23 protein-coding genes are annotated in these 23,807 nt (G+C 68.3%); 16 read left to right on the forward strand and 7 right to left on the reverse strand.

Going from position 1 to position 23,807, the window contains the following annotated elements; all coding sequences use genetic code 11:
* Positions 1-5: 5 nt before the first annotated feature.
* From hisD to hisI, 8 genes are read left to right on the forward strand one after another with little or no spacing between them, the layout of a single operon-like run.
* Positions 6-1,334, forward strand: coding sequence for a histidinol dehydrogenase (gene hisD / locus A7G45_RS28965; protein ID WP_260942031.1), 1,329 nt, complete (start codon positions 6-8; stop codon positions 1,332-1,334).
* A complete protein-coding gene (locus A7G45_RS28970) occupies positions 1,334-2,452 on the forward strand; it encodes a histidinol-phosphate transaminase (RefSeq protein WP_260942034.1) in 1,119 nt (372 codons plus the stop codon). Before hisD ends, A7G45_RS28970 begins: the two co-directional genes overlap by 1 nt.
* Positions 2,449-3,057, forward strand: coding sequence for an imidazoleglycerol-phosphate dehydratase HisB (hisB, locus tag A7G45_RS28975; protein WP_260942036.1), 609 nt, complete (start codon positions 2,449-2,451; stop codon positions 3,055-3,057). The genes A7G45_RS28970 and hisB overlap by 4 nt, the downstream gene beginning before the upstream one ends.
* Positions 3,054-3,671: an imidazole glycerol phosphate synthase subunit HisH gene (gene hisH, locus A7G45_RS28980; RefSeq protein WP_260942038.1), complete on the forward strand. Its 618-nt coding sequence runs from the start codon at positions 3,054-3,056 to the stop codon at positions 3,669-3,671. The genes hisB and hisH overlap by 4 nt, the downstream gene beginning before the upstream one ends.
* On the forward strand, positions 3,668-4,399 hold the full coding sequence (priA, locus tag A7G45_RS28985; protein WP_029105632.1) for a bifunctional 1-(5-phosphoribosyl)-5-((5-phosphoribosylamino)methylideneamino)imidazole-4-carboxamide isomerase/phosphoribosylanthranilate isomerase PriA: 732 nt from the start codon (positions 3,668-3,670) through the stop codon (positions 4,397-4,399). The genes hisH and priA overlap by 4 nt, the downstream gene beginning before the upstream one ends.
* Positions 4,396-5,211 carry an inositol monophosphatase family protein gene (locus A7G45_RS28990; protein ID WP_260942041.1) on the forward strand — a complete coding sequence of 272 codons (816 nt, stop codon included), beginning with the start codon at positions 4,396-4,398 and terminating at the stop codon, positions 5,209-5,211. Before priA ends, A7G45_RS28990 begins: the two co-directional genes overlap by 4 nt.
* Positions 5,208-5,981: an imidazole glycerol phosphate synthase subunit HisF gene (gene hisF, locus A7G45_RS28995; protein WP_043398484.1), complete on the forward strand. Its 774-nt coding sequence runs from the start codon at positions 5,208-5,210 to the stop codon at positions 5,979-5,981. Before A7G45_RS28990 ends, hisF begins: the two co-directional genes overlap by 4 nt.
* Complete coding sequence (gene hisI, locus A7G45_RS29000) at positions 5,978-6,322, forward strand: phosphoribosyl-AMP cyclohydrolase (protein ID WP_260942044.1); 345 nt, start codon at positions 5,978-5,980, stop codon at positions 6,320-6,322. The genes hisF and hisI overlap by 4 nt, the downstream gene beginning before the upstream one ends.
* A gap of 45 nt (positions 6,323-6,367) precedes the next feature.
* Here hisI and A7G45_RS29005 read toward each other — a convergent pair whose 3' ends face one another.
* Entirely contained in the window at positions 6,368-7,018 is a 651-nt protein-coding gene (locus A7G45_RS29005; protein ID WP_260942046.1) for a TetR/AcrR family transcriptional regulator, read from the reverse strand.
* Positions 7,019-7,170: 152 nt separating this feature from the next.
* Between A7G45_RS29005 and A7G45_RS29010 the strand changes: the two genes are divergently transcribed.
* From A7G45_RS29010 to A7G45_RS29035, 6 genes are read left to right on the forward strand one after another with little or no spacing between them, the layout of a single operon-like run.
* Complete coding sequence (locus A7G45_RS29010; protein ID WP_260942047.1) at positions 7,171-8,679, forward strand: amino acid permease; 1,509 nt, start codon at positions 7,171-7,173, stop codon at positions 8,677-8,679.
* Between the two features lie 28 nt (positions 8,680-8,707).
* Positions 8,708-9,571 (forward strand): urea amidolyase associated protein UAAP1, encoded by an 864-nt coding sequence (locus A7G45_RS29015; protein ID WP_260942234.1) that lies wholly within the window; start codon positions 8,708-8,710, stop codon positions 9,569-9,571.
* A complete protein-coding gene (locus A7G45_RS29020; protein WP_260942049.1) occupies positions 9,571-10,218 on the forward strand; it encodes an urea amidolyase associated protein UAAP2 in 648 nt (215 codons plus the stop codon). Before A7G45_RS29015 ends, A7G45_RS29020 begins: the two co-directional genes overlap by 1 nt.
* A gap of 29 nt (positions 10,219-10,247) precedes the next feature.
* Positions 10,248-12,281, forward strand: coding sequence for a 5-oxoprolinase/urea amidolyase family protein (locus A7G45_RS29025; protein WP_260942051.1), 2,034 nt, complete (start codon positions 10,248-10,250; stop codon positions 12,279-12,281).
* Complete coding sequence (gene atzF / locus A7G45_RS29030) at positions 12,281-13,957, forward strand: allophanate hydrolase (protein ID WP_260942053.1); 1,677 nt, start codon at positions 12,281-12,283, stop codon at positions 13,955-13,957. Before A7G45_RS29025 ends, atzF begins: the two co-directional genes overlap by 1 nt.
* Before the next feature lie 27 nt (positions 13,958-13,984).
* Positions 13,985-14,863, forward strand: coding sequence for an oxidoreductase (locus A7G45_RS29035; RefSeq protein WP_260942055.1), 879 nt, complete (start codon positions 13,985-13,987; stop codon positions 14,861-14,863).
* On the opposite strand, the gene A7G45_RS29040 is transcribed toward A7G45_RS29035, so the two are convergent.
* The 5 genes from A7G45_RS29040 to A7G45_RS29060 all read right to left on the reverse strand — a co-directional run bounded on the left by A7G45_RS29040 (position 14,860) and on the right by A7G45_RS29060 (position 19,994).
* Positions 14,860-15,828, reverse strand: coding sequence for an LLM class flavin-dependent oxidoreductase (locus tag A7G45_RS29040; protein ID WP_260942056.1), 969 nt, complete (start codon positions 15,826-15,828; stop codon positions 14,860-14,862). The two genes, A7G45_RS29035 and A7G45_RS29040, sit on opposite strands and share 4 nt — an antisense overlap.
* A 6-nt stretch (positions 15,829-15,834) precedes the next feature.
* Positions 15,835-17,235: a wax ester/triacylglycerol synthase domain-containing protein gene (locus A7G45_RS29045; RefSeq protein WP_260942058.1), complete on the reverse strand. Its 1,401-nt coding sequence runs from the start codon at positions 17,233-17,235 to the stop codon at positions 15,835-15,837.
* Complete coding sequence (locus A7G45_RS29050; protein WP_260942060.1) at positions 17,232-18,233, reverse strand: Rieske 2Fe-2S domain-containing protein; 1,002 nt, start codon at positions 18,231-18,233, stop codon at positions 17,232-17,234. Before A7G45_RS29050 ends, A7G45_RS29045 begins: the two co-directional genes overlap by 4 nt.
* A 295-nt stretch (positions 18,234-18,528) precedes the next feature.
* Entirely contained in the window at positions 18,529-19,326 is a 798-nt protein-coding gene (locus A7G45_RS29055) for an ABC transporter ATP-binding protein (RefSeq protein WP_260942061.1), read from the reverse strand.
* Positions 19,323-19,994 (reverse strand): FadR/GntR family transcriptional regulator, encoded by a 672-nt coding sequence (locus A7G45_RS29060; protein WP_260942063.1) that lies wholly within the window; start codon positions 19,992-19,994, stop codon positions 19,323-19,325. The genes A7G45_RS29055 and A7G45_RS29060 overlap by 4 nt, the downstream gene beginning before the upstream one ends.
* 159 nt (positions 19,995-20,153) lie before the next feature.
* Here A7G45_RS29060 and A7G45_RS29065 point away from each other — a divergent pair, with 159 nt between their 5' ends.
* Entirely contained in the window at positions 20,154-21,827 is a 1,674-nt protein-coding gene (locus tag A7G45_RS29065) for a 2-isopropylmalate synthase (protein WP_377042138.1), read from the forward strand.
* Here A7G45_RS29065 and A7G45_RS29070 read toward each other — a convergent pair.
* Positions 21,814-22,269 (reverse strand): peroxiredoxin, encoded by a 456-nt coding sequence (locus A7G45_RS29070; RefSeq protein ID WP_260942065.1) that lies wholly within the window; start codon positions 22,267-22,269, stop codon positions 21,814-21,816. The genes A7G45_RS29065 and A7G45_RS29070 overlap by 14 nt on opposite strands.
* 32 nt (positions 22,270-22,301) lie before the next feature.
* On the opposite strand from A7G45_RS29070, the gene A7G45_RS29075 reads away from it, so the two are divergent.
* A complete protein-coding gene (locus tag A7G45_RS29075; RefSeq protein ID WP_260942067.1) occupies positions 22,302-23,807 on the forward strand; it encodes an anthranilate synthase component I in 1,506 nt (501 codons plus the stop codon).

Below are 23,807 nucleotides of genomic sequence, written 5' to 3' on the forward strand. Positions count from 1 at the left end.
ACTCGATGGCCGAGTTACAGATGTCCCGTATCGACCTGCGTAACCGTGTGCTGACTGCCGCAGAGTTGCGATCCGTGCTGCCCCGAGGCGGTGTCGACGTGGATTCGGTGCTGCCCAAGGTACGCCCGATCGTCGACGCCGTGGTCGAGCGCGGTGCGGTGGCCGCCCTCGAATACGGCGAGACCTTCGACGGGGTACGGCCGGCTGCGGTGCGCGTCCCCAAGGCGGAGCTGGACGCCGCGCTGACCCGGTTGCCCGCCGACGTGCGGTTGGCGCTGGAGGTCGCGATCGAGCGGACCCGCGCCGTGCACGCCGACCAGCGGCGCACCGACACCACCACGACCCTGGCCCCGGGCGCGACCGTCACCGAACGGTGGGTGCCGGTCGAGCGCGTCGGGCTGTACGTGCCGGGCGGCAACGCCGTCTACCCCTCGAGCGTCGTGATGAACGTCGTGCCGGCCCAGACCGCCGGCGTCGACTCGCTGGTGATCGCCAGTCCGCCGCAGAAGGACCACGGCGGCCTGCCGCACCCGACCATCCTGGCCGCCGCCGCCCTGCTCGGGGTCGACGAGGTGTGGGCCGTCGGCGGTGCCCAGGGCATCGCGCTGCTGGCCTACGGCGGCGTGGACACCACGGGTGCCGAGCTGGCGCCGGTCGACATGATCACCGGGCCGGGCAACATCTTCGTCACCGCCGCCAAGCGCATCTGCCGCTCCCAGGTGGGCATCGACGCCGAGGCCGGCCCGACGGAGATCGCCATCCTGGCCGATCACTCGGCCGACGCCGTGCACATCGCGGCCGACCTGATCAGCCAGGCCGAGCACGATGAGATGGCGGCCAGCGTGCTGGTCACCACCAGCGAGAAGCTGGCCGACGCCACCGATGTCGAGGTGGCCGCGCAGGTCGCCGGCACGCTGCACCGCGAGCGGGTGACGGTCGCGCTCAACGGCAAGCAGTCGGCCATCGTGCTGGTCGACGATCTCGACACCGGCGTGCGGGTGGTCAACGCCTACGCCGCCGAGCACCTGGAAATCCAGACTGTCGACGCCGCGGAGGTGGCAGGCCGAATCCGTTCGGCGGGTGCCATTTTCGTCGGTGCCTGGTCGCCGGTGAGCCTCGGTGACTACTGCGCCGGGTCCAACCACGTGCTGCCCACCGCCGGCTGCGCGCGGCACTCCAGCGGCCTGTCGGTACAGACGTTCCTGCGTGGCATCCACGTCGTCGACTACACCGAGGCGGCCCTGAAAGACGTTGCGGGTCACGTGATCACACTGGCCAACGCTGAGAACCTGCCTGCGCACGGTGAGGCCGTACGCCGGAGGTTCGAACGCTGATGGGCAAGATTTCCCTGGCCGACCTGCCGCTGCGGGAGAACCTGCGCGGCAAGTCGCCGTACGGCGCACCGCAACTGGTGGTTCCCGTGCGGCTCAACACCAATGAGAACCCGCACCCGCCCACCCAGGCGCTGATCGACGACGTCGCCGCATCGGTCGCCGAGGCGGCGGCCGAGTTGCACCGGTACCCGGATCGCGACGCCATGGCGCTGCGCGCCGACCTGGCCGCGTACATGCAGGCGCAGACGGGTGTCGCGCTGACGGCGGAAAACCTGTGGGCGGCAAACGGTTCCAACGAAATCCTGCAGCAGCTGCTGCAGGCGTTCGGCGGGCCGGGCCGCAGCGCCATCGGTTTCGTGCCGTCGTACTCGATGCACCCGATCATCTCCGACGGCACCCAGACCGAGTGGCTGTCGGCGACGCGAGCCACCGATTTCGGGCTCGACGTCGATGTCGCCGTGGCCGCCATCAGCGCACAGCAGCCCGACGTGGTGTTTGTGACCAGCCCCAACAACCCGACCGGGCAGAGCGTGCCGCTCGAGGACCTGCGGCGGCTGCTCGACGTCACACCGGGCGTGCTGATCCTGGACGAGGCATACGGCGAATTCTCGTCGCAGCCCAGCGGTATTGCGCTGCTGGCCGAATACCCGGCCAAGCTGATCATCAGCCGCACCATGAGCAAGGCCTTCGCGTTCGCCGGCGGGCGGTTGGGCTACTTGGTGGCCGATCCCGCCGTGATCGACGCGATGCTGCTGGTGCGGTTGCCGTACCACCTGTCGGTGCTGACGCAGGCGGCCGCGCGCGCGGCGCTGCGCCATGCCGATGAGACGCTCAGCAGCGTCGCCACCTTGGCGGCGGAGCGGGACCGGGTAGCTGCGGCGTTGTCCGACTTGGGTTTCCGGGTCATTCCCAGCGACGCCAACTTCATCCTGTTCGGTGAATTCGCCGACGCCGCGGCGACCTGGCAGCGCTACCTCGACGCCGGCGTGCTGATCCGCGACGTCGGGATCCCCGGCTTCCTGCGCACCACCGTCGGTTTGGCCTCGGAGAACGACGCCCTGCTCGAAGTCAGCGCCAAGCTCGCCGCATCGGAACTAGCCCCACAAGGAGTTTCATGACCCGCCGCGCCCGCGTGGAACGCACCACCAAGGAATCCAGCATCGTCGTCGAGATCGACCTCGACGGCACCGGCCACGTCGACATCAGCACCGGGGTGCCGTTCTTCGACCACATGCTGACCTCCTTGGGGACGCACGCCAGCTTCGATCTGACCGTGCACGCCAAGGGTGACGTCGAGATCGAGGGCCACCACACGGTCGAGGACACCGCGATCGTCCTGGGCCAGGCGCTCGGTCAGGCCCTGGGTGACAAGAAGGGCATCCGCCGGTTCGGTGACGCCTTCATCCCGATGGACGAGACCCTCGCCCATGCGGCCGTTGATGTTTCGGGCCGTCCGTACTTCGTGCACACCGGTGAGCCCGAGTCCATGGTGTCCTTCACCATCGCGGGCTCCTCGGTGCCGTACCACACCGTGATCAACCGGCACGTCTTCGAGTCGTTGGCCTTCAACGCGAAGATCGCGCTGCACGTGCGGACGCTGTACGGCCGCGACCCGCACCACATCACCGAGGCGCAGTACAAGGCTGTTGCCCGCGCGCTGCGCCAGGCCGTCGAGCCCGATCCGCGGGTGGCGGGCGTGCCGTCGACCAAAGGCACTCTGTGACAAAGAAACTTGTTGTTCTGGACTACGGTTCGGGCAATCTTCGGTCCGCGCAGCGCGCGCTCGAGCGCGTGGGTGCTGACGTCGAGGTGACCGCTGACGCTGCGGCTGCCGCCGCCGCGGACGGACTGGTGGTGCCCGGGGTCGGCGCCTACGAGGCCTGCATGACGGGCCTGCGGTCGATCGGCGGGGAGCAGATCATTGCCGACCGTCTGGCCGCGGGTCACCCCGTGCTGGGCGTCTGTGTCGGTATGCAGATCCTGTTCTCGAAGGGTGTGGAGTTCGGCGTGCAGACCGAGGGCTGCGGGCAGTGGCCCGGCGAGGTCACCCGGCTCGACGCGCCGGTGATCCCGCACATGGGCTGGAACACCGTCGACGCCGCTGTCGACAGCACCCTGTTCAAGGGGCTCGACGCGGACACCCGGTTCTATTTCGTGCATTCGTACGCCGCCCAGCAGTGGGGTGGTCATGCCGACGCGAAGGTCACCTGGGCCACGCATCACGTGCCGTTCATCGCCGCCGTCGAAGACGGCGCGTTGTCGGCGACACAGTTTCATCCGGAGAAGAGCGGCGACGCAGGTGCGACGCTGTTGGCGAATTGGGTTGAGGGGCTATGAGTTTGATTTTGTTGCCGGCCGTTGACGTGGTCGACGGCAAGGCGGTGCGGCTGGTGCAGGGTAAGGCCGGCAGCGAGACCGACTACGGTTCGGCGCTCGAGGCGGCGCAGACCTGGCAGCGCGACGGCGCCGAGTGGGTGCACCTGGTGGACCTGGACGCCGCGTTCGGCCGGGGCAGCAACCGGGAGCTGCTGGCCGAGGTGGTCGGCAAACTCGATGTGGCCGTGGAGCTTTCCGGCGGCATCCGCGACGACGCCTCGCTCAAGGCGGCCATGGACACCGGCTGCGCCCGCGTGAACATCGGCACCGCCGCGCTGGAGAGCCCGGAGTGGTGCAAGCGCGCCATCGGCGAGTACGGCGACCGCGTAGCGGTTGGTCTGGACGTGCAGTTCGAGAACGGCAGCTGGCGCCTGCGCGGCCGTGGCTGGGAAACCGACGGCGGCGACCTGTGGGAGGTGCTGGAACGCCTTGATAGCGAAGGCTGTTCGCGCTACGTCGTCACCGACGTCACCAAGGACGGCACGCTGACCGGCCCGAACCTGGACCTGCTGAGCACTGTGGCCGGCCGCACCAAGGCACCGATCATCGCGTCGGGCGGGGTGTCGAGCCTGGACGACCTGCGGGCCATCGCCACGCTGACCGGGCAGGGCGTCGAGGGTGCCATCGTCGGAAAAGCCTTGTACGCCGAGCGGTTCACGCTGCCCGAGGCGCTGGCCGCAGTGAAGTGATCGAACCGGCGAGGTTGGCAGAGCTGGTCGCGGTCGCGACCGGCGTGCTCGATGATGCCGTCGCTCCGTTCATCGCGGGCCATCAGGCGGACGCGGCGGTGCGCAAGAAGGGCAACGACTTCGCCACCGAGATCGACCTTGCCATCGAGCGCCAGGTCGTCGCGGCACTGACGTCGGCGACCGGGATCGGTGTGCACGGTGAGGAATTCGGTGGCGAGCCCATCGATTCCGAACTGGTGTGGGTGCTCGACCCGATCGACGGCACGTTCAACTACGCGGCCGGTTCGCCCATGGCGGCGATCTTGCTCGGCCTGCTGTGGCGGGGCACTCCCGTCGCCGGCCTGACGTGGCTGCCCTTCATGGGTCAGCGGTACGTCGCGACCGTCGATGGCCCGGTCCGCGACGGGGAGTCGGTGTTGCCGCCGTTGGCGCCGAGCACGCTGGCCGACTCGATCATCGGTATCCAGACCTTCAACATCGATTCGAAGGGCCGGTTCCCGGGGCGGTGGCGCAACGCGGTCCTGTCGAGCCTGACGCGGGAATGCTCACGGGTGCGGATGCATGGCGCCACCGGCCTTGACCTGGCCTACGTCGGCGCCGGCATCCTCGGCGGCGCAATCAGTTTCGGTCACCACATCTGGGACCACGCCGCAGGCGTGGCGTTGGTGCGGGCCGCGGGCGGCATCGTCACCGACCTCGCCGGTGAGCCCTGGACAGTGGAGTCGAAGTCGGCGCTGGCCGCTGCCCCCGGCGTGCACGAGAGGATGCTGGAGATCGTGAAATCCGTTGGTGTGCCGGAGGATTACCTGTGAGTCTCGCAACCCGTGTCATCCCATGCCTGGACGTCGACGGCGGCCGAGTGGTCAAGGGCGTCAACTTCGAGAACCTCAGGGACGCCGGTGATCCCGTCGAATTGGCCGCCGCGTACGACGCAGAGGGCGCCGATGAGCTGACGTTCCTGGACGTCACCGCGTCGTCGTCGGGCCGCTCGACCATGCTCGAGGTGGTGCGCCGCACCGCCGAGCAGGTGTTCATCCCGCTGACCGTCGGCGGGGGCGTCCGCTCGGTCGAGGATGTCGACACCCTGCTGCGGGCCGGCGCCGACAAGGTCTCGGTCAACACCGCGGCCATCGCCCGGCCGGAACTGCTGTCGGAGTTGTCGCGGCAGTTCGGCTCGCAATGCATCGTGCTGTCGGTCGACGCGCGGACCGTGCCGGCAGACTCTGACCCGACACCGTCGGGCTGGGAGGTGACGACCCACGGTGGTCGGCGCGGTACCGGCATCGACGCCGTCGAATGGGCAACGCGCGGAGCCGAACTCGGGGTCGGCGAGATTCTGCTGAACTCGATGGACGCCGACGGCACCAAGGCCGGGTTCGACCTGGCGATGCTGCGGGCAGTGCGGGCCGCTGTGACTGTGCCGGTGATCGCCAGCGGGGGAGCCGGCGCCGTCGACCACTTCGCGCCTGCGGTGCAGGCCGGCGCCGATGCGGTGCTGGCGGCCAGCGTGTTCCACTTCCGTGAGCTGACCATCGGGCAGGTGAAGGCGGCGATGGCGGCCGAGGGGATCACGGTGCGATGAGCCTCGATCCTGGAATCGCCGCACGCATCAAGCGCAACGAGGCCGGTCTGTTCACCGCCGTGGTGCAGCAGCGCGGCACCGGCGACGTCCTGATGGTCGCCTGGATGGACGACGCCGCGCTGGCCCGCACCTTGGAAACCCGTGAGGCGACGTACTTTTCCCGCTCACGCGGCGAACAGTGGGTCAAGGGCCTGACGTCGGGACACACCCAGTACGTGCACTCGGTACGCCTGGACTGCGACGGCGATGCCGTGCTCCTGGAGGTCGACCAGGTGGGCGGGGCCTGCCACACCGGCGATCACAGCTGCTTCGACGCCGACCAGCTGCTCGCCCCCGAGTGATTTGTGCACGAAAATCCGCGGCTAACGCGGAAAATCGTGCACAAATCACGTAGGCGTGGGCAGGTGCTGCTCGACCAGTGCCCGCCCCGCCGCCCGCAGCGCGTTGTCGACATCGACCCCGAGCACCCGCAGCGCCGCATCGGCGATGGCCTCGGCCACTTCGTCACCGGCGATGCCCGGGTCGTCGACGCGCTGCGCGATGACCGTCTCGGTCAGGCGCACCGGGAGGCCGCAGCGGAACTCGTCGCGGCCACCGACGACGTCGACCGCCAGCTCGCGGTACACGGCGTGCAGCTCGCGGCGCCGGTCATGGAAGCCCTCGATACCGTCGACCTCGGGCAGTAGATAGAGCCGGCCCAGGTTCCACGGCACGGACAACAGGCTGGCCGCGTCGCCGGCCGTCACCGCCCACAGCGCGACCCTCGGGTCGTCCACGGACCGGGTCACCCGCCGTGCGAACTCCAGCGACGGCACCACCGTCGCATCGAGCAGCGCCTCGAGAATGGCTTCCTTGTTGGGGAAGTGGTGGTACAGCGAGGCCTGCCGGATGCCGACGGCTTCGGCGATCGAACGCGTCGAGGTCACGGTAAAGCCCTTGGTCACGAACAGTTCTCCGGCGGCATCGAGGATCTGCTCGACGGCGGTGCTGCCGGGGCGTAAGGCGTCGCGGTGGCGGGGGCGGCCCGGGCGGCTCATGCCACCACTGTGCCATCCGCGCATCGTCGGCTCCCGTGAAACCCAACTGTTACACCGCGACCCACATCGGAAACTTCGGTGACCCATCCGTGTCATGGGCACACCTAATTCTGTCAGTTGACAGGTATTGACCTCTGTGGAATCGAGATCGGATGACATTGACCAACACGTCGCCGGCAGATCATGACGATCTCGCCGAGTTCGGCTACGACCAACAGCTGCATCGCTCGCTGGGCAAGTTCGCCTCGTTCGCGGCCGGTTTCTCGTTCGTGTCGATCCTGACCACGATCTTCCAATTATTCGGTCTCGGCTTCAGTTTCGGCGGTCCGGCGTTCTTCTGGACCTGGCCGGCGGTGTTCATCGGGCAGTTCGCCGTGGCCCTGTGCTTCGCCGAACTGGCCGCCCGCTACCCGATCTCGGGGGCCATTTATCAATGGGCCCGCCGCCTCGGCGGCGAAGTCGTCGGCTGGTTCGGTGGCTGGTTCATGATTCTGGCCCAGATCATCACGGCGTCCGCCGCGGCCATCGCGCTGCAGGTGGTGCTGCCGGCGGTGTGGTCGGGATTCCAGATCATCGGCACCGACACCGCCCTCACCTCGCCGGACGGAGCGGCCAATGCGGTGCTGCTGGGTACGGCGCTGCTGCTGGTCACCACCACGATCAACTGCATCGGGGTGCGCTGGATGTCGCGGGTCGCGACGATCGGTGTCTGCTGCGAGATCGTCGGAGTCATCGCGGTCGTCGGAGTGTTCTTCACCCATGCCCAGCGTGGTCCGCAGGTCGTGTTCGACACCGGCGCAACGGGTCCGGGCTACGGCTGGGCCTGGATCGCCTCTGGGCTGATGGCCGCCTACGTGATGGTCGGCTTCGGTTCGGCCGGCGAGCTGGCGGAGGAGACGCGGGACGCGCGCCGCGTGGCGCCGCGCACCATCCGGTCGGCACTGACGGTGTCGGCGCTCGGCGGCGGCCTGATGATCATCGGCGCACTGATGGCGGCGCCGAGCCTGACCGACGGTCGCCTCGCGACCGAGGGCCTGCCCTACGTGCTGGGCGCGGTGCTGTCGTCGCCGTGGGGGACGCTGCTCCTGGTCGACGTGGCCATCGCGATCTTCATCTGCACCTTGGCAATTCAGACCGCGGCCACCCGCCTGATGTTCTCGATGGCGCGCGATCAGCGGCTGCCGTTCTCGTCGCTCCTGTCCCGCGTCAATCCGGCAACCGGGACACCCATTCCGCCGGCGATCGTGGTCGGTGTGGCGTGTGTCGGTGTGCTCTTGGTGAACGTCGGCAACTCCGCGATCTTCGCCACGCTTGCCAGCGTCTGCATCATCGCGATCTACATCGCCTACCTGCTGGTGACCACACCGCTACTGGCCCACCGGCTGCGGGGAATGCGTTGGGACGCATCGGCCACCGACGCCGGCGGTCGGCCGCTGTTCTCGATGGGACGCTGGGGTCTGCCGGTCAACCTCTTCGCGGTGGCCTACGGCGTGGCGATGGTGATCAACCTGGCCTGGCCACGGCCGGAAATCTACGACCCGACGGGCACGATGCCGCTGCTGGTTTGGGCCGGGCCGTTCACCATCGTCGCGATTGTTGCGCTCGGTGCCCTGTGCTTCCCGTACCGCCGGACCCATCCGAACCCCGTCGGAACACTCTGATCTCCGCCAGCCAGCTACTGCCGAAAGGATTCTCGTGAGTCTCTCCACCACATCGACCACCGCAGCCGCCCGCGCGCACGCTCGCGCCCAAGCCGGCGCGCACACGGCGGCCATGCCCGTCGTACCCGCATCGCTGTGGCCGACACCGCCCGCCGGCGTCGAAGCCGACCGCCTGACCTGGGCCGAGACGGTGCCCGGCGGGCGCTACACCAGCAAGGTGCTGGACCGCGGAACCCGGCTGCGGCTCACCGACATCGAGGGCCGTGCGTGTGCGCACCTGCTGCTCTGGCGCGCCGACGCCCCCTGGGAGCGGCTCAACACCGCCGACACCGTCAAGGTGCCGTGGCAGGCGTACCTCGCCACCGGACATCCGCTGCTCGATGATCAGGGACGGGTCCTGGCGACCATCGTCGCTGACACCTCCGGTCATCACGATGCGCTGTGCGGCACCACAACCCGGTCGCAGAACGAGGCCCGCTACGGGGCCGGCACCGCGCACTCGGACAGCCCGGCCGGCCGGGAGCTGCTGGTGCTCGCCGCGCTCAAACACGGCCTCGGCCCGCGTGACGTCGGCCCCGGCGTGTCGTTCTTCCACGGCGCCCGTGCCGACGATGCGGGCCAACTGGTGTCGACGGGCTCGGCCGGTCCCGGCACGGCAGTCGAACTGATCGTGCACCTGCCGGTGATCGTGGCGATCGCCAACACCGCGCACCCGCTCGACCCGGAGCCGAGTTTCAGCACCTCCGATCTGGAGGTGCTGGCCTGGTCGGCGCCCGACGACCTCGCCGCTTTGGCTGCCCGCGCCGACACCATCGGGCCCGAATACGAACGCGCACATCGCAACACCGAAGACGTCTGGACCGCACTGCATCTCACCGGAGGAGCCAGCTAATGAGCACTGTCATCGACTCGGTCCCCGCGCTGGTGGCCGGCACGACCATCCTCGACGAGATCGTCGAGGCCCGCGGCCCCTGGTCGGCGATCATCGCGGAAGGCGATGTGCTGACCATCGTCGACCTGCACGGCAATCAGGCCGTCGACACGCTGATCTACGGCGCCCATGACACGTCCCGGCGCTACAGCGCACAGACCACCATCACGGCGCAGCGGTCGCTGTTCGTCAGCACCGGAACGGTGTTGCGGGACAGCGATGGTGCGGCACTGATGACGGTCGTGGCCGACGAGGTGGGCAATCACGACACCGTCGGCGGCGCCTGCTCGCAGGAATCCAACACGCTGCGCTACGGCCACCACACCCGGCACCAGCACGCCTGCGTCGAGAACTTCCTCATCGAAGGCGCCCGGTACGGCCTCGGAAAGCGCGATCTGGCACCGAATCTCAACTTCTTCATGAACGTGCCGGTGGAGGCCGACGGCACCCTCGGCATCGTCGACGGGTTGTCGGCACCGGGACTGCGGCTGGCGCTGCGTGCCGACACCGACGTCCTGGTTCTGGTGTCCAACTGCCCGCAGATCAACAACCCGTGCAACGGATTCGATCCCACGCCGGTGCGGATGATCGTCACCCGCCCGCTCTGATCGACGTTCGGACGTAAAGGAATACGCGCATGGCGCTGCCGACGAATACCCCGACCCTCACCGTGCTGCGGCCCGGGCCGAGCACCACCGTCCAGGACTGGCCGGGCCGCATCGGCTACTGGCAGGTGGGCGTACCACCGTCAGGGCCGATGGACGACCTGTCACTGCGGCTGGCCAATCTCGCGGTCGGTAATGCCGAGGGCGCACCCGGCCTGGAGGCGACGATGGCCGGTCCCACCCTGGGATTCGACGAGGCGACCGTCGTCTGCGTCACCGGCGCTCCGGTATCGGTCACGCTCGACGGGGTTCCGGCGCGGCAGTGGGCGCCCATCGCTGTCCCAGAGGGCGGCGTTCTTGAGATCGGCGCGGTGCAGGGCGTCGGGATGCGCATCTACATCGCGGTGGCCGGCGGCATCGAGGCCGAGGCATATCTCGGCTCGCGCTCGACGTTCACGCTCGGCCGATTCGGCGCAGGCGGCCGGGCCTTGGCAGCCGGTGACCGGCTCGATCTGGGCGCCGCGGTGGGCCGTCCGCGCCGACTCACCGACGAGGAGATTCCCTCGATCGGCCACGAATGGCGCCTCGCGGTCACCGAAGGTCCGCACGGTGCGCCCGAGTTCTTCACCCGCGCCGACATCGAAACCCTCTACGAGGCCACGTATCTGGTAGACCACAACCTGGACCGCACGGGCGTCCGCCTGGTCGGGCCGAAGCCGCAGTGGGCCCGGCCCGACGGCGGTGAGGCCGGGCTGCACCCGTCGAACATCCACGACACCCCGTATTCGGTTGGCGCCCTGGACTTCACCGGTGATACCCCGATCCTGCTCGGTCCGGACGGACCCAGCCTGGGCGGTTTCGTCTGCCCGGTGACGGTGGCATCCGCGGACCGCTGGAAGCTCGGGCAGCTCACCCCCGGTGACCGAGTGCGCTTCGTTCCGGTGCGGGCCAGTGCCGCCGCACCCCTGGCAGCGCTGGGTACCTCGCGGCGAGCGGCATCACCGGTGGTGCGCAGCCCGCGCGGTGACGGCGACGACGGCGTCTTGCACCGGGGCGTCACGGGCGACGGCACGACCTCGATGACGCTGCGCCGCAGCGGTGATGACAACCTCCTGGTCGAATACGGCACGATGACACTGGATCTGGTGCTGCGGGCGCGGGTGCACGCCCTGCATACCGCCATCGAGGCACACCGGCCCCGCGGGATCATCGACCTCACACCCGGAATCCGTTCTCTGCAGGTCAAATTCGACGCCGCGCTCACCGATCACCAGGCGATGACGGCATTCGTCCTCGACATCGAGTCCGCACTCGGACCCGTCGACCGGTTGGTGCTGCCGAGCCGATCGGTACGGCTGCCGTTGAGCTGGGACGACCCGACCGTCCGGCTGGCGATCGACCGGTACCGCAACGGCGTGCGCGACGACGCCCCGTGGTGCCCGAGCAACATCGAGTTCATTCGCCGCATGAACGGCCTGGAATCCCAGCAGGAGGTGTTCGACATCGTCCACGCGGCGAGCTATCTCGTGCTCGGCCTGGGGGATGTCTACCTGGGTGCCCCGGTCGCCACCCCGGTCGATCCCCGGCACCGGGTGGTCACCACCAAGTACAACCCGGCCCGCACCTGGACCCCCGAGAACGCGGTCGGGATCGGCGGTGCCTATCTGTGCATCTACGGCATGGAAGGCCCCGGCGGCTACCAGCTGATGGGCCGCACCACCCAGGTGTGGAACCACCGATACCCGCTGTCCGCACCGGGTTTCGAACCCGAACAGCCGTGGCTGCTGCGGTTCTTCGATCAGGTGTCGTGGTACCCGGTGTCCTCCGAGGAACTGACCGACCTGCGCGCCGACGTCGCCGCCGGCCGCGGCACCGTCGACATCACCGACGGCGAGTTCCGGATCGCCGACTATCTGACCTTCCTATCGCGGGAGGCCGACGACATCGCCGCTGTGCGACAGCGGATGACCATGGCCCGCAACGAGGAACGGGCCCGCTGGGAGGCCAGCGGCGAAATCGGCGCACGCAAGAAACCGTGCGCCACAACAGGACAGGAAGTCGCCTGATGGATCGGATCAGCGCCGCATTCGCGGCCATCGCGCAGCGGCCGGAAGCCTTCATCACCGTGCGCGACGAGGACGCGGTGCGCCAGGAAGTTTCGCAGGCGCGAGGCCCGCTGGCCGGTCAGCTGCTGGCGGTCAAGGACAACGTCGACGTCGCGGGCCTGCCGACCACCGCGGCGTGCCCGGGCTACGCGTACACCCCGGACACCGACGCGCCCGTGGTGGCGGCACTGCGCGCAGCCGGTGCGGTGGTGATCGGCAAGACCAACCTGGACCAGTTCGCGACCGGGCTCGTCGGCACCCGCAGCCCCTACGGAGCGGTGCGCGACGCGCGGCGGCCAGACAGGATTTCGGGTGGCTCGTCGTCGGGCTCGGCTGTCGCGGTGGCCATCGGTGCCGCCGACCTCGGAATCGGCACGGATACTGCGGGATCCGGCCGGGTGCCTGCCGGGTATCAAGGTCTTGTCGGTATCAAGGGCACGATTGGTGTGGTGTCGACCGCCGGCGTCGTTCCGGCCTGCCCGAGCTACGACTGCGTGACGATCCTGGCGCGCGACCTGGCGACCGCGGAGGACGCCATGGCGGTGATGGCGTCCACCACGCAGCGGCCATGGCCCACCTCGACCCGCTTCGCCGCCCCTGCCGACCCGGTGCTGGCGGTGCCCGCCGAACTACCGGCGATGGCTCCCGGCTGGGATGTCGAGTTCCAGCGGGCGGTCGATGCCGCGCGGGCGGCCGGCATGCGGATCGTGCCCATCGATCTGACGGACTTCCTGGCCGCCGCCCGGTTGCTGTACGACGGCGCGCTGGTCGCCGAACGCACCGAAGCGGTGGGGGACTTCATCGCCACTGCCGGCGACGACGCCGGGCTGGATCCGACGGTCGCGGCGATCATCACCGCGGGCAGTGTCCACACCGCGACGGGGCTGTTGCGCGACCGTCGCGAGTTGGATCGCCTGCGGGACCGGGCATTCCGGGTATTGGGGGAGTGTGACGCGCTGTTGGTCCCCACCGCGCCGCTGCAGCCGACGCTCGCCGAGGTGGCGGCCGATCCGGTTGCGGTCAACGCGAGGATCGGCACGTACACGAATTTCTGCAATCTGTTCGACATGTGCGGGGTCGCGGTCCCCGCCGGCGAGGTCGTCGAATCCGACGGCACCACAGCGCAATTCGGGGTGACGGTGCTGGGCCGGTCGTTCGATGACGCCGTGGTGGCCGACATCGCGGCCAGGCTGAGCGGCGCCGAACGTGGTGCGTCGGCGTCCTGGCCCGAGCGGGCGGGAGCCGGTGCGGTGACGTTGGTCGTGGCCGGCGCGCATCTGCGGGACCAGCCGCTGGCTGGTCAGCTCCACGATCTCGGGGCGCGGTGGGACGGGCCGGCGCGCACTGCCGAAAGTTATCGGATGACGGCGCTGCCGTCGGGCAAGCCCGCTCTGCTGCGGCTGGTCCACGGTGGGCAGGCCTTCGAGGTGGAGCGCTGGTCGCTCTCTCCCGCGGCGCTCGGGCAGTTCCTGGTCGCCCTGCCGACACCGATGGGACTGGCGGCGATCGAGCTCGACGACGGGTCCTGGGAGACCGGGTTCGTGTGTGCCGACGAGGGGGCCAGCACGGCGCCGGACATCTCGGAGTTCGGCGGCTGGCGGGCCTATCTGCAGTCCCGGGAGTTCGCGACGCAGTGACGTAGCGGCAGCTACGCTGCAACGAATATGACGAGCGCACCTTGGACCCTGGCGGACGCGAGCCGTCAGGACGGGCGCGTCGCGGTGGTCACCGGGGCGAACAGCGGTATCGGCGTGGAGATCGCCAAAGGCCTGGCAGGGCTCGGCGCGACGGTGGTTCTGGCGTGTCGCAACGCTGACGCAGCTCGCGAAATACAGGCCGCACTGCCCGGCGCGACAACCGAATTCGTCGCACTGGATTTGGCAGACCTGGCCTCGGTGCGGCGCTGCGCCGAGAGCCTCCGTCAGCGGCACCGCCGAATCGACCTGCTGATCAACAACGCCGGCGTCATGCATCCGGTGCGCACCGAGACCAAGGACGGTTTCGAGGGCGATTTCGGGGTGAACTTCCTCGGTCACTTCGCCCTCACGGGACTGTTGCACGACCGAGCCGACCGCATCGTGATGGTGACCAGCCTGACCCACCGCCGTGGTGTGATCGATTTCGAGGATCTGCAGAGCCGCAGGAAGTTCCGCAGCGCGAAGGCCTACGCCAATTCGAAATTGGCACAGTTGCTGTTCATGTCCGAGTTCAACCGGCGACACCAGGCCATGTGTCTGGCGGCGCACCCCGGCAGTGCCCGTACCGGGATTCTGCGCGACCAGGGCTGGCAGAAGTTGGCGTATCACCCGCGGTTGCGGTTCTCGACGTCGTGGTTCGTCCAGGATGCCGACGCCGGGGCACTGCCGATTCTGCGGGCGGCAACCGACGCGGCCGCTGCTGCCGGTGACTGCTACGGGCCCGGTGGCCGCCTGCAGACCACGGGCGCGCCGGTCAGGGTCGACCTCGCTGCCGTCGCGCGCGACCCGCTCGTTGCGGGCCGGCTGTGGGAATCGGCGGAATCCCTGACCGGCGTGCGGTTTTAGCGCGGCACGGCGGGCATGACCTGGTCCACGACGCGGTGCAGGTACGGCCAGGCGAGATCCGGCGGTAGGCCACCGCAGAGCGGGTGCAGGGACAGGACGCCGTCCCGGGCGATGGCCTCGATCGCCTGCTCCACCGAATAGATTCGGTGACTGCCGTTTTCGGCGCGCAGCGCGTCGATGGTCTGCGCGATGGACAGGCTGACGATGTGGGGATCGTGATGGCCGTCCGCGTACGTCATCGCATCGTGGAGCAGGTACGGCCCGATCTCGTCCCAGGCTCGGTCCACATCGTCGGCCACGAAGACCGTCGTCGGGAACCCGGGCCGCGGCTGCTGCATCCGGCCGGGTACGCGGCCCCGTCTGGTGCACTCGTCGTGGTACGCCTCTGCCAGCTCCGGCAGATTGTTCTGCGCGTTGAACCCCAACCCGTATCGGGCTGCGCGCCGCGCGGCCCGCGGGGTACCGCCGCCGTAGGACAGGCGCACCTTGCGCTCTGGTGCCGGACGGACCAGGACACCTCGCTCGCTGTCGAAGAAGCGTTCTCCGTCAAGGGCTTTCAGTAACACAGTCAGGTGGTGCTCGGCCAGTTCTCCGCGGCGGTGATAGTCCACTCCGATCGATTCGAACTCCTCGGGCCGGTAGCCCACTCCCAGTGTGTACGAAATCCGTCCGCCGCTGAGGTGGTCCAGCACGGCGATGTCCTCGGCCAGTCGCACCGGGTTGTACAGCGGCAGGATCAGGGCACTCACTGCGATGGGTACCGAGGTGGTGCGGGCGGCGAGCGCGGCGGCCATCGGCAACGGGCTCGGCAGGTAGCCGTCTTCGGCGGCATGATGCTCGGACACGACCAGCAGGAGCAGGCCGCGGGATTCGGCCCACGCGGCCATGTCGAGCGCGGCGGGATACAGCGACGACGCCGGCGCGCCACCGGCCGGGGCCCGCATGTCGAACCGCAGGGTGAACACGGAACCCTAACTCGCCGAGGCCAACAGGGTCGCGAGCTCGGACTCGATCCCGGCGGTGATGGCGGCGGCGTCGGCGACGTGCCGGGAGTCTGCCGTCACCGACAGACACAGATTGTTGTTCCAGGACATGGCGATGACGCTGGGCCCCATGCCGTGGTACAGCGGTCCCGCCGGATGGAAGCGCAGCGCCGGCAGGTTGAGGAATACCGGATCGTCGACGGCGATGCCGCTGGCGTTGGACACGATGACGTTGCAGGGCCACGCAATCCGTTCGGCCAGACCGAAACGCTCGATGGCCCGGAACAGTAGGTTGACGGCGCGGCCGGGCGCGTATTCGTTCCACTGCCGAAACAGGTTGACGCCGCGCTGTTCCTGGAACGCTTTGACCGCCCTGGCGTGTTCGGCGACGGCGAGTAGGCGCCGCACCGGATCCGTCACCGTCGTGTTCAGGTTGACCCGCAGCACTGTCGTGGTGCCGACGCCATCGGTGACGTAGTCGGAGGTGTCGGCCGTGCGCATCGCGTAGGGCACGGCCGCGACCAACGGCTGCTGCGGGCGCTGCCCCTGCCAGCGCAGCACGTTGTCCAAGGCCGATCCGACGCAGCTGAGCAGAATGTGGTTGATGGTGACCGAATACCGCTGGGCCACTATCTGTAGGTCGTGGAGCGGCAAGACGGCCACGGCGGCGCTCGACGTGCCCGACAGCGAGCAATTCAGCGCTGTCTTGGGCGCTTTCACGTCGAGGTGGCGGGCGGCCCACTTGTCGCGCATGACTCGCGCCGAGGTCGCCACCAGCCGGGGGAGTCGGCGCAGCCGCTGAGCTTTGCGCGCAACGGCGTCGCGCACGATCGTCGTCGGCCGTGCTGCAAACGTCGACGACTCGGGGACGGCCTTGGCGGGCCGGCCGCTCAGATCCCCCGGGGTCATCAGGCAGCCGGTGACCGCGATCGCCGAGTCGCCGTCGACCAAGAGATGGTGGACCACCGAGATCAGGTATGCGTGCTCGGTGTTGTCGTCCTCCAGGACGTACATGTGCCACAGGGGTTCCCGGCGATCCAGATGCCTGGCGCGGACCTCGGCCAGTGCTTTGGCGGCCCCGACCGCGCCACCCGGTTCGGGCATCGGCAGCGCTGTGACGTGGGCCGAGACGTCGATCTGCGGCCGTGCCACCAGCATGGGCCGGTCCAGGTTGAACCACGGGTCGTAGAGCACCTTGCGGTAGGCCGGCATCAGGTGCATGCGGTTGTGCAGGGCCGACACCACGTAGTCGCGGAGGTTGCCGATCACCGAACTGCGGTCGACGAGGATCAGCGACATGCCATTGCCGACCTGCAGCCCGGTCTCCTGGTAGAGCTGCCAGGCGTCCATTCCGCTGACGCGCTCGGCGCGGGGCATCGCGGAGCTCATGCCGCCGGGGTGTAGAATTGCCGAACCCAGTGGCGGTACTTGCCGATTGGCCCGTCGCCCGGTGTCAGCTTGGGATGCTCGAGATACACCTTGTCGTCCCAGATGAGCTGGTCCCGCTGCACCTCATACCCGACGACCTGTAGCACGATCCAGCCCGCCAGGCGTTCGACCGGCGCCAGCAGGGCACGCAAGAACCGGTTCCGCACATGCCTTTTGGCGGCGATGCCGATGTAGATGTCGACGTTGCGTTCGGCGACCGGCGTGGGCAGCACCATCTGGCGGACCGTCAGTCCGCCATGGATGGCGATCTCCACCAGAGAGAAGCCGAGGCCGACCAGAACCGATTTGAAGTGGAAGCTGATGCCACCGATCACCGGAATGGGTTTGGTGCCACCGTATTCGGTGTAGATCCGGGGGCCGTCGATCTCCATCGGCTTGGGGACGACGAAGTCGCGGAACTTGTGGATGGTCGCGAAATGCGCGTGGTCCAAACCGTTTTCGTTGACTTCCTGCGGATGGGTCTTGAAATGCAGCTTCTTGGTCGCAATCGGGTGCCAGTCCGCATCGGCCACGGGCAGGTCGAGCTCGAACGCGGGCTGCTGGCCGGGCGGACCGTGGTAGACCATGATCATGCCCAGGTGATTGCGGACGGGCAGCGTCTTGAGCGCCGCGCCACGCGGCGGCTCCCCGGTCGGCGTCGAGATGCACGTGCCCGACGGAGCGAACCTGAACTCGTGGAACGGGCAGACCACAGCTTCGCCGTCGACCCAGCCGCGTTTTCCGATGTGCGCGCCCAGATGCGGGCAGTAGGGCTCCGCGGCGGACAACTCGCCGGACGCGGTCTGGAAGACGATGATCTCGCCGTCGAGAAAGCGCCGCGTCAGTACCTTTCCTGGCCTGAGCTCGTGCGCGAAAGCCACCGCATACCAGCTGTAGGGGTAGGGCGGGAACGCGTCGCCGGCCCGGCTGAGGCTGGTCACTTCCGTCGTTGAGGTCATCGATGCCCTTTCGCTGTCCGCGCGGTGGAGTCGAATCCGAAACAGCTGATGCGGCGACGGCGCCGGCGAAAGACATGCGGCAACCCCGCACGTGTCCGTAGATTTCCCCGACTACGTTCCCGCGTCCACGTCGTTGTGGGTAGCTAATAGAACATGTTCTAGTTCGCAGTAGACCACTAGTCGAACGACTGTCGCAAGTGAACCGAAAGACTCTGTCGCGCACGTAAATTAACGACTGAAGACGAGGTACTGGGCAGTAATACTGCCAATAGCCGGACAGGGTCCGGCTATTGTGTTAGGCGGTGATTCGGCCGGCCTTCGCCCGGGCGGACCACCGGCCGTGGTCGTAGCCGACCTCGACCGGATGTGAAAAGGCCTCTGTCACATGATCGGTCGTCACGGTCTCGACGGCCGGACCCGCGGCGACGGTGCGGCCGCCGGAGATCAGCAGGGCGTGGGACGTGGACGTCGGCAGTTCCTCGAGGTGATGTGTCACCAGGATCGAGGCCATCTCGGGGTGTGAATGCTCCAGCGTGTCAAGGGTTTCCAGCAGTTGTTCACGCGCGGCCACGTCCAGGCCGGTGGTCGGTTCATCGAGCAGCAGCAGTCGTGGCTCGGCGATCAGCGCGCGGGCGATGAGCGTTCTGCCTCGCTCGCCCTGCGACAGCGTCGGCCACACCGCGTCGGCGCGGTGGGTCAGCCCCACGGTGCCGATCAACTCGTCGGCGCGTGCGATGTCTTCGGCCGCCGGCGTCCAACGGGCCGCGATGTCGATGGTGCCGGTGACGCCGGTCAGCACCACCTCGCGCACCGTGAGTGGGTACTGCAACCGGTGCCGGGGGTTGACGTGGCCGATGGACCGCCGCAGCGGTGCCAGGTCGGTGCGGCCCATCTGTGCGCCCAGCACCCGCACCGTGCCCGAGGTCGGGAACGTCACCGCACCGCAGAAGCCGAGCAGCGTGCTCTTGCCGGCGCCGTTGGGGCCGAGCAGCGCCCAGTGTTCGCCTTCCTGCACCGTCAGCGAGATGCCGTCGATGATCTGTTTGCCTTCGCGGCGGAACGTCACGTTGTCGAGTTCCAGCACAGGTGTCATGAGAATGATTCCTTCAGGGTGCTCAGGTGAGTGCGGCTGGTGGCGGCCGCGGCATCGGGATCGCGTGCGGCGATGGCGTCGGCGAGCTGCTGATGCAGGGCGTGGTCGCACGGCTCTGACGTGATCGGTCGGATCTTCAGCATGTCGATCATGGCGAGCCGCAGCCGAGGGAGGAACGCGTCGAACAGCTGGGTCAGCACGTCGTTGTGGGCCGCGGTGATCACGGCGCGGTGAAATGCCATGTCGGCGTCCACGTGTTCGGGCACCGACTGGCCGGTGACGCCGCGGGCGGCCAGGGTGCGCCGAATGGTGCGCAGGTCGGCCGGGGTCCGGCGAGTCGCGGCCAGGGCCGCGCCCTCGGCCTCGATGGCGATGCGGGCTTCGATCACCGACGCGATGTTCGCGCTGCGCAGCACGGTGTCCCAGTCGTCGGTGACGTCGAGGGCGGTGACGAAGACGCCGGCGCCCTGACGGCTGTCGAGGACGCCTTTGCCGGCCAATTCCCGGATGGCTTCGCGCAGGGTGGAGCGGCCGACGCCGAGCTGGACGGCCAGGGTCGTTTCACCCGGAAGGCGTTGTCCCAGTGGCCATTCACCGTCTTTGATGCGCGTCAGTAGCAGCTGTGCGGCTTGTGCTGCCAGGGGTTGGCGCGATACCTGCGTGGCCATGTGACCTCTCTACTTGTCTGAGGAGTTGTGTATAGTCTACCCATCATGACGCGCGTACTTCTGCTTGGTTGCCGCGGCGGGGTCTGAAACGACCGGCCCCCTGCCGTGGGGCTCTGTCGCGACCGGTCACTTCCTCACTTGACCGAAAGCAGACCACTGATGAGCACTTCCTGGAACCGTCAACAGCCGTCACCCATGCCGTGGCACCGCTATACCGATGTCTTCAACCGCGTGAATATTCCTGCTGTCCAACGAGATTGGCCGAGCAACCGCATCACCACCGCGCCGCTCTGGGTGCCCGTCGACCTGCGTGACGGCAACCAAGCCCTGGCCGAGCCGATGGATCCCGGCCGCAAACGCCGGTTCTTCGAGCATCTCGTCGCCATCGGCTACAAGGAGATCGAGGTCGGCTACCCGTCCGCGTCCCAGACCGACTTCGACTTCGTCCGGCTGCTGGCTGAAACCGATATCGCGCCAGCAGATGTCACCATCGCGGTGTTCACCCCGGCCCGCCGCGACCTGATCGAGCGCACCGTCGAGTCGGTGCGGGGGATGCGCAACGACGTCGTCATCCACATGTACACCGCGACCGCGCCCACGTGGCGAAATACCGTGCTGGGCAAGGACCGTGACGAGTTGCGCAGTCTGATCCTGCACGGCGCACTCGACGTGCTGACGTTGGCCGACGACCTGCCGAGCATTCGATTCCAGTTCTCGCCGGAGGTCTTCAACCTCACCGAACCCGACTATGTGCTGGAAATCTGCGACGCCGTGACACAGCTGTGGGACGCCACCGAGGACCGGCCGGTGATCCTGAATCTGCCTGCCACCGTGGAGGTGGCGACGCCGAATGTGTACGCCGATCAGATCGAATACATGCACCGGAACCTGGCCCGCCGCGACGCGGTGATCCTGTCGGTGCACCCGCACAACGACCGGGGGACCGGGGTGGCCTGTGCCGAATTGGCCGTGCTGGCCGGCGCGCAGCGGGTGGAAGGCTGCGTCTTCGGCAACGGTGAGCGCACCGGCAATGTCGATATCGCCACCCTGGCGCTGAATCTGTATGCCCAGGGCGTCGACCCGATGATCGACTTCTCTGATATCGACGCGATCGCTCGCACCGTGTCGCACTGCACCCGGATGCCGATCCATGAGCGGCATCCGTACGTCGGCGACCTGGTGCACACGGCGTTCTCGGGCACCCATCAGGACGCGATCAAGAAGGGTCTGGCCGAACATCGCGCCCGGGCCACCGCAGCGAGCCGTGATGAGCGCGAAATCGATTGGCGGGTGCCGTATCTGCCGATCGACCCGGCCGACATCGGGCGCAGCTACGACGCCGTCATCCGGGTCAATTCACAGTCCGGCAAGGGTGGCATCGCCTACCTGCTGCACACCGGATACGGACTGGACCTGCCGCGACGGCTGCAGATCGACTTCGCCCGGCATGTGCAGACCCACGCCGATGGCAGTGGCGTCGAGGTGACCGCGACCGAGCTGTACGACCTGTTCGAGTCCGCCTATCTGGGTTCCGGCGGTCCTGTGGAACTCAAGGACTGGCACACGAGCAGCGACGAGACCACCGAGATCACGCTGAGCGTCAACGGGACGGCGCACACCAGCGCGCATCGCGGTGTCGGACCGGTCGAGGCGCTGACGCAGGCGCTGGCCGACGTGGACCGGCCGGTCGACATCCTGAGTCTCACCCAGCAGTCGATCGGCGCCACCGCGGTCACCTACCTGGAACACCGCGGCGGGTGGGCCTGTGGCCGCAGTGACTCGGTGCTCACCGCGTCACTGGCAGCGGTGATCCGGGCGGCTAACGCGCCCTGAGCACCTCGAGCGCCTTGTCGGCATGGGAATCCATGCTGATCTCTGACGCGATCACCTCGAGCACCCTGCTGTCGGTGTCGATGACGAACGTGGTCCGCTTGACCGGCATCAGCTTGCCGAGCAGGCCACGTTTCACACCGAACGCCTCGGCCACCACGCCCGCGCTGTCCGACAGCAGCGGGTAGTCGAAGCTGTGCTTCTCGGCGAATTTGTCCTGCTTTTCCACCGCGTCCATGCTGATCCCGACCCGGGACGCACCGACGGCCGCGAACTCGGCGGCCAGGTCGCGGAAGTGGCAGGCCTCCATGGTGCAGCCCGGCGTCATCGCCGCCGGATAGAAGAACAGCACGATCGGCCCAGAGGCCAGTAGTTCGGAAAGACTGCGGACGGTCCCGGTCTGGTCGGGGAGATTGAACTCGGCAACCCGGTCACCACGTTTCATAGGTGCCACGCTACTTCTGGGAGGATTGCCGCGTGAAGACGACCTCACGTGAGGAATTCCGGGCCCTGGCCGCCGAGCACCGAGTGGTACCGGTGACCCGCAAGGTTCTCGCCGACAGCGAGACCCCGTTGTCGGCCTACCGCAAGCTGGCCGCCAACCGTCCAGGCACGTTCCTGCTGGAATCTGCGGAGAACGGGCGGTCCTGGTCGCGATGGTCATTCATCGGCGCGGGTGCTCCGTCGGCGCTGACCGTCCGCGACGGTGAAGCGGCCTGGCTCGGCAGCACGCCGCAGGACGCACCCAGCGGCGGTGACCCGCTGCAGGCGGTGCGCGACACCCTGGCCCTGCTGCAGACCGCGCCCGTGCCGGGGCTGCCGCCGTTGTCGAGCGGGCTGGTCGGTTACTTCGCCTACGACATGGTGCGCCGGTTGGAGCGGCTCCCTGAACTTGTGAAAGACGACCTCAAGCTGCCCGACATGGTGCTGCTGCTGGCCACGGACATCGCTGCCGTCGACCATCACGAGGGCACCATCACGCTGATCGCCAACGCGGTCAACTGGAACGGCACCGACGAGCGTGTCGACTGGGCCTACGACGATGCCGTCGCCCGCCTCGATGTCATGACCAAGGCGCTGGGGGAGCCGCTGCCCTCGAGCATCGCCGTCTTCAGCCGCCCGCAGCCGCAGCCGCGCCAGCAGCGCACGGTCGAGGAGTACACGGCCATCGTCGAGAAGTTGGTCGGCGACATCGAGGCCGGCGAAGCGTTCCAGGTGGTGCCGTCGCAGCGGTTCGAGCTGGACACCGACGCCGATCCGATCGACGTCTACCGGGTGCTGCGGGTGACCAACCCGAGCCCGTACATGTATCTGCTCAACGTGCCCAATGCTGAAGGTGGACTTGACTTCTCGGTCGTCGGCTCCAGCCCGGAGGCGCTCGTCACGGTGAAGGACGGGGTGGCGACCACGCACCCGATCGCCGGCACGCGGTGGCGCGGTGCCACCGAGGAGGACGACATCCTGCTGGAAAAGGAGCTGTTGGCCGACGACAAGGAGCGTTCTGAGCACCTGATGCTGGTCGATCTGGGCCGCAACGATCTGGGCCGCGTGTGCCGTCCGGGGACCGTGCGCGTCGAGGACTACAGCCACATCGAGCGCTACAGCCACGTCATGCACCTGGTCTCCACCGTCACCGGCCACCTTGCCGACGACAAGACCGCGCTCGACGCCGTCACCGCGTGCTTCCCGGCCGGAACACTGTCGGGGGCGCCGAAGGTCCGGGCCATGGAGCTCATCGAAGAGGTCGAGCTGACCCGACGCGGCCTGTACGGCGGCGTGCTCGGGTACCTCGACTTCGCCGGCAACGCTGATTTCGCCATCGCGATCCGCACCGCCCTGATGCGCGGCGGCACCGCCTACGTGCAGGCCGGTGGTGGCGTCGTGGCGGACTCCAACGGGCCGTACGAATACAACGAGTCGTCCAACAAGGCCAAGGCCGTCCTGGCCGCCATCGCGGCCGCCGAGACGTTGAGCGAGCCGTGA

The sequence above is a fragment of the Mycolicibacterium llatzerense genome (assembly GCF_025331195.1).
Classification (GTDB): Bacteria; Actinomycetota; Actinomycetes; order Mycobacteriales; family Mycobacteriaceae; genus Mycobacterium; species Mycobacterium llatzerense.

What these genes read in the sequence shown, in the direction of transcription:
- A7G45_RS29065 (WP_377042138.1), top strand. Translation starts at nt 20,154, where the DNA reads ATGAGCACTTCCTGGAACCGTCAACAGCCGTCACCCATGCCGTGGCAC.
- hisD (WP_260942031.1), top strand. Translation starts at nt 6, where the DNA reads ATGGCCGAGTTACAGATGTCCCGTATCGACCTGCGTAACCGTGTGCTG.
- A7G45_RS29070 (WP_260942065.1), bottom strand. Translation starts at nt 22,269, where the DNA reads ATGAAACGTGGTGACCGGGTTGCCGAGTTCAATCTCCCCGACCAGACC.
- A7G45_RS29045 (WP_260942058.1), bottom strand. Translation starts at nt 17,235, where the DNA reads ATGAGCTCCGCGATGCCCCGCGCCGAGCGCGTCAGCGGAATGGACGCC.
- A7G45_RS29025 (WP_260942051.1), top strand. Translation starts at nt 10,248, where the DNA reads ATGGCGCTGCCGACGAATACCCCGACCCTCACCGTGCTGCGGCCCGGG.
- A7G45_RS29060 (WP_260942063.1), bottom strand. Translation starts at nt 19,994, where the DNA reads ATGGCCACGCAGGTATCGCGCCAACCCCTGGCAGCACAAGCCGCACAG.
- A7G45_RS29020 (WP_260942049.1), top strand. Translation starts at nt 9,571, where the DNA reads ATGAGCACTGTCATCGACTCGGTCCCCGCGCTGGTGGCCGGCACGACC.
- A7G45_RS29050 (WP_260942060.1), bottom strand. Translation starts at nt 18,233, where the DNA reads ATGACCTCAACGACGGAAGTGACCAGCCTCAGCCGGGCCGGCGACGCG.
- hisI (WP_260942044.1), top strand. Translation starts at nt 5,978, where the DNA reads ATGAGCCTCGATCCTGGAATCGCCGCACGCATCAAGCGCAACGAGGCC.
- A7G45_RS29055 (WP_260942061.1), bottom strand. Translation starts at nt 19,326, where the DNA reads ATGACACCTGTGCTGGAACTCGACAACGTGACGTTCCGCCGCGAAGGC.
- A7G45_RS28970 (WP_260942034.1), top strand. Translation starts at nt 1,334, where the DNA reads ATGGGCAAGATTTCCCTGGCCGACCTGCCGCTGCGGGAGAACCTGCGC.
- hisB (WP_260942036.1), top strand. Translation starts at nt 2,449, where the DNA reads ATGACCCGCCGCGCCCGCGTGGAACGCACCACCAAGGAATCCAGCATC.
- atzF (WP_260942053.1), top strand. Translation starts at nt 12,281, where the DNA reads ATGGATCGGATCAGCGCCGCATTCGCGGCCATCGCGCAGCGGCCGGAA.
- priA (WP_029105632.1), top strand. Translation starts at nt 3,668, where the DNA reads ATGAGTTTGATTTTGTTGCCGGCCGTTGACGTGGTCGACGGCAAGGCG.
- A7G45_RS29005 (WP_260942046.1), bottom strand. Translation starts at nt 7,018, where the DNA reads ATGAGCCGCCCGGGCCGCCCCCGCCACCGCGACGCCTTACGCCCCGGC.
- A7G45_RS29010 (WP_260942047.1), top strand. Translation starts at nt 7,171, where the DNA reads ATGACATTGACCAACACGTCGCCGGCAGATCATGACGATCTCGCCGAG.
- A7G45_RS29035 (WP_260942055.1), top strand. Translation starts at nt 13,985, where the DNA reads ATGACGAGCGCACCTTGGACCCTGGCGGACGCGAGCCGTCAGGACGGG.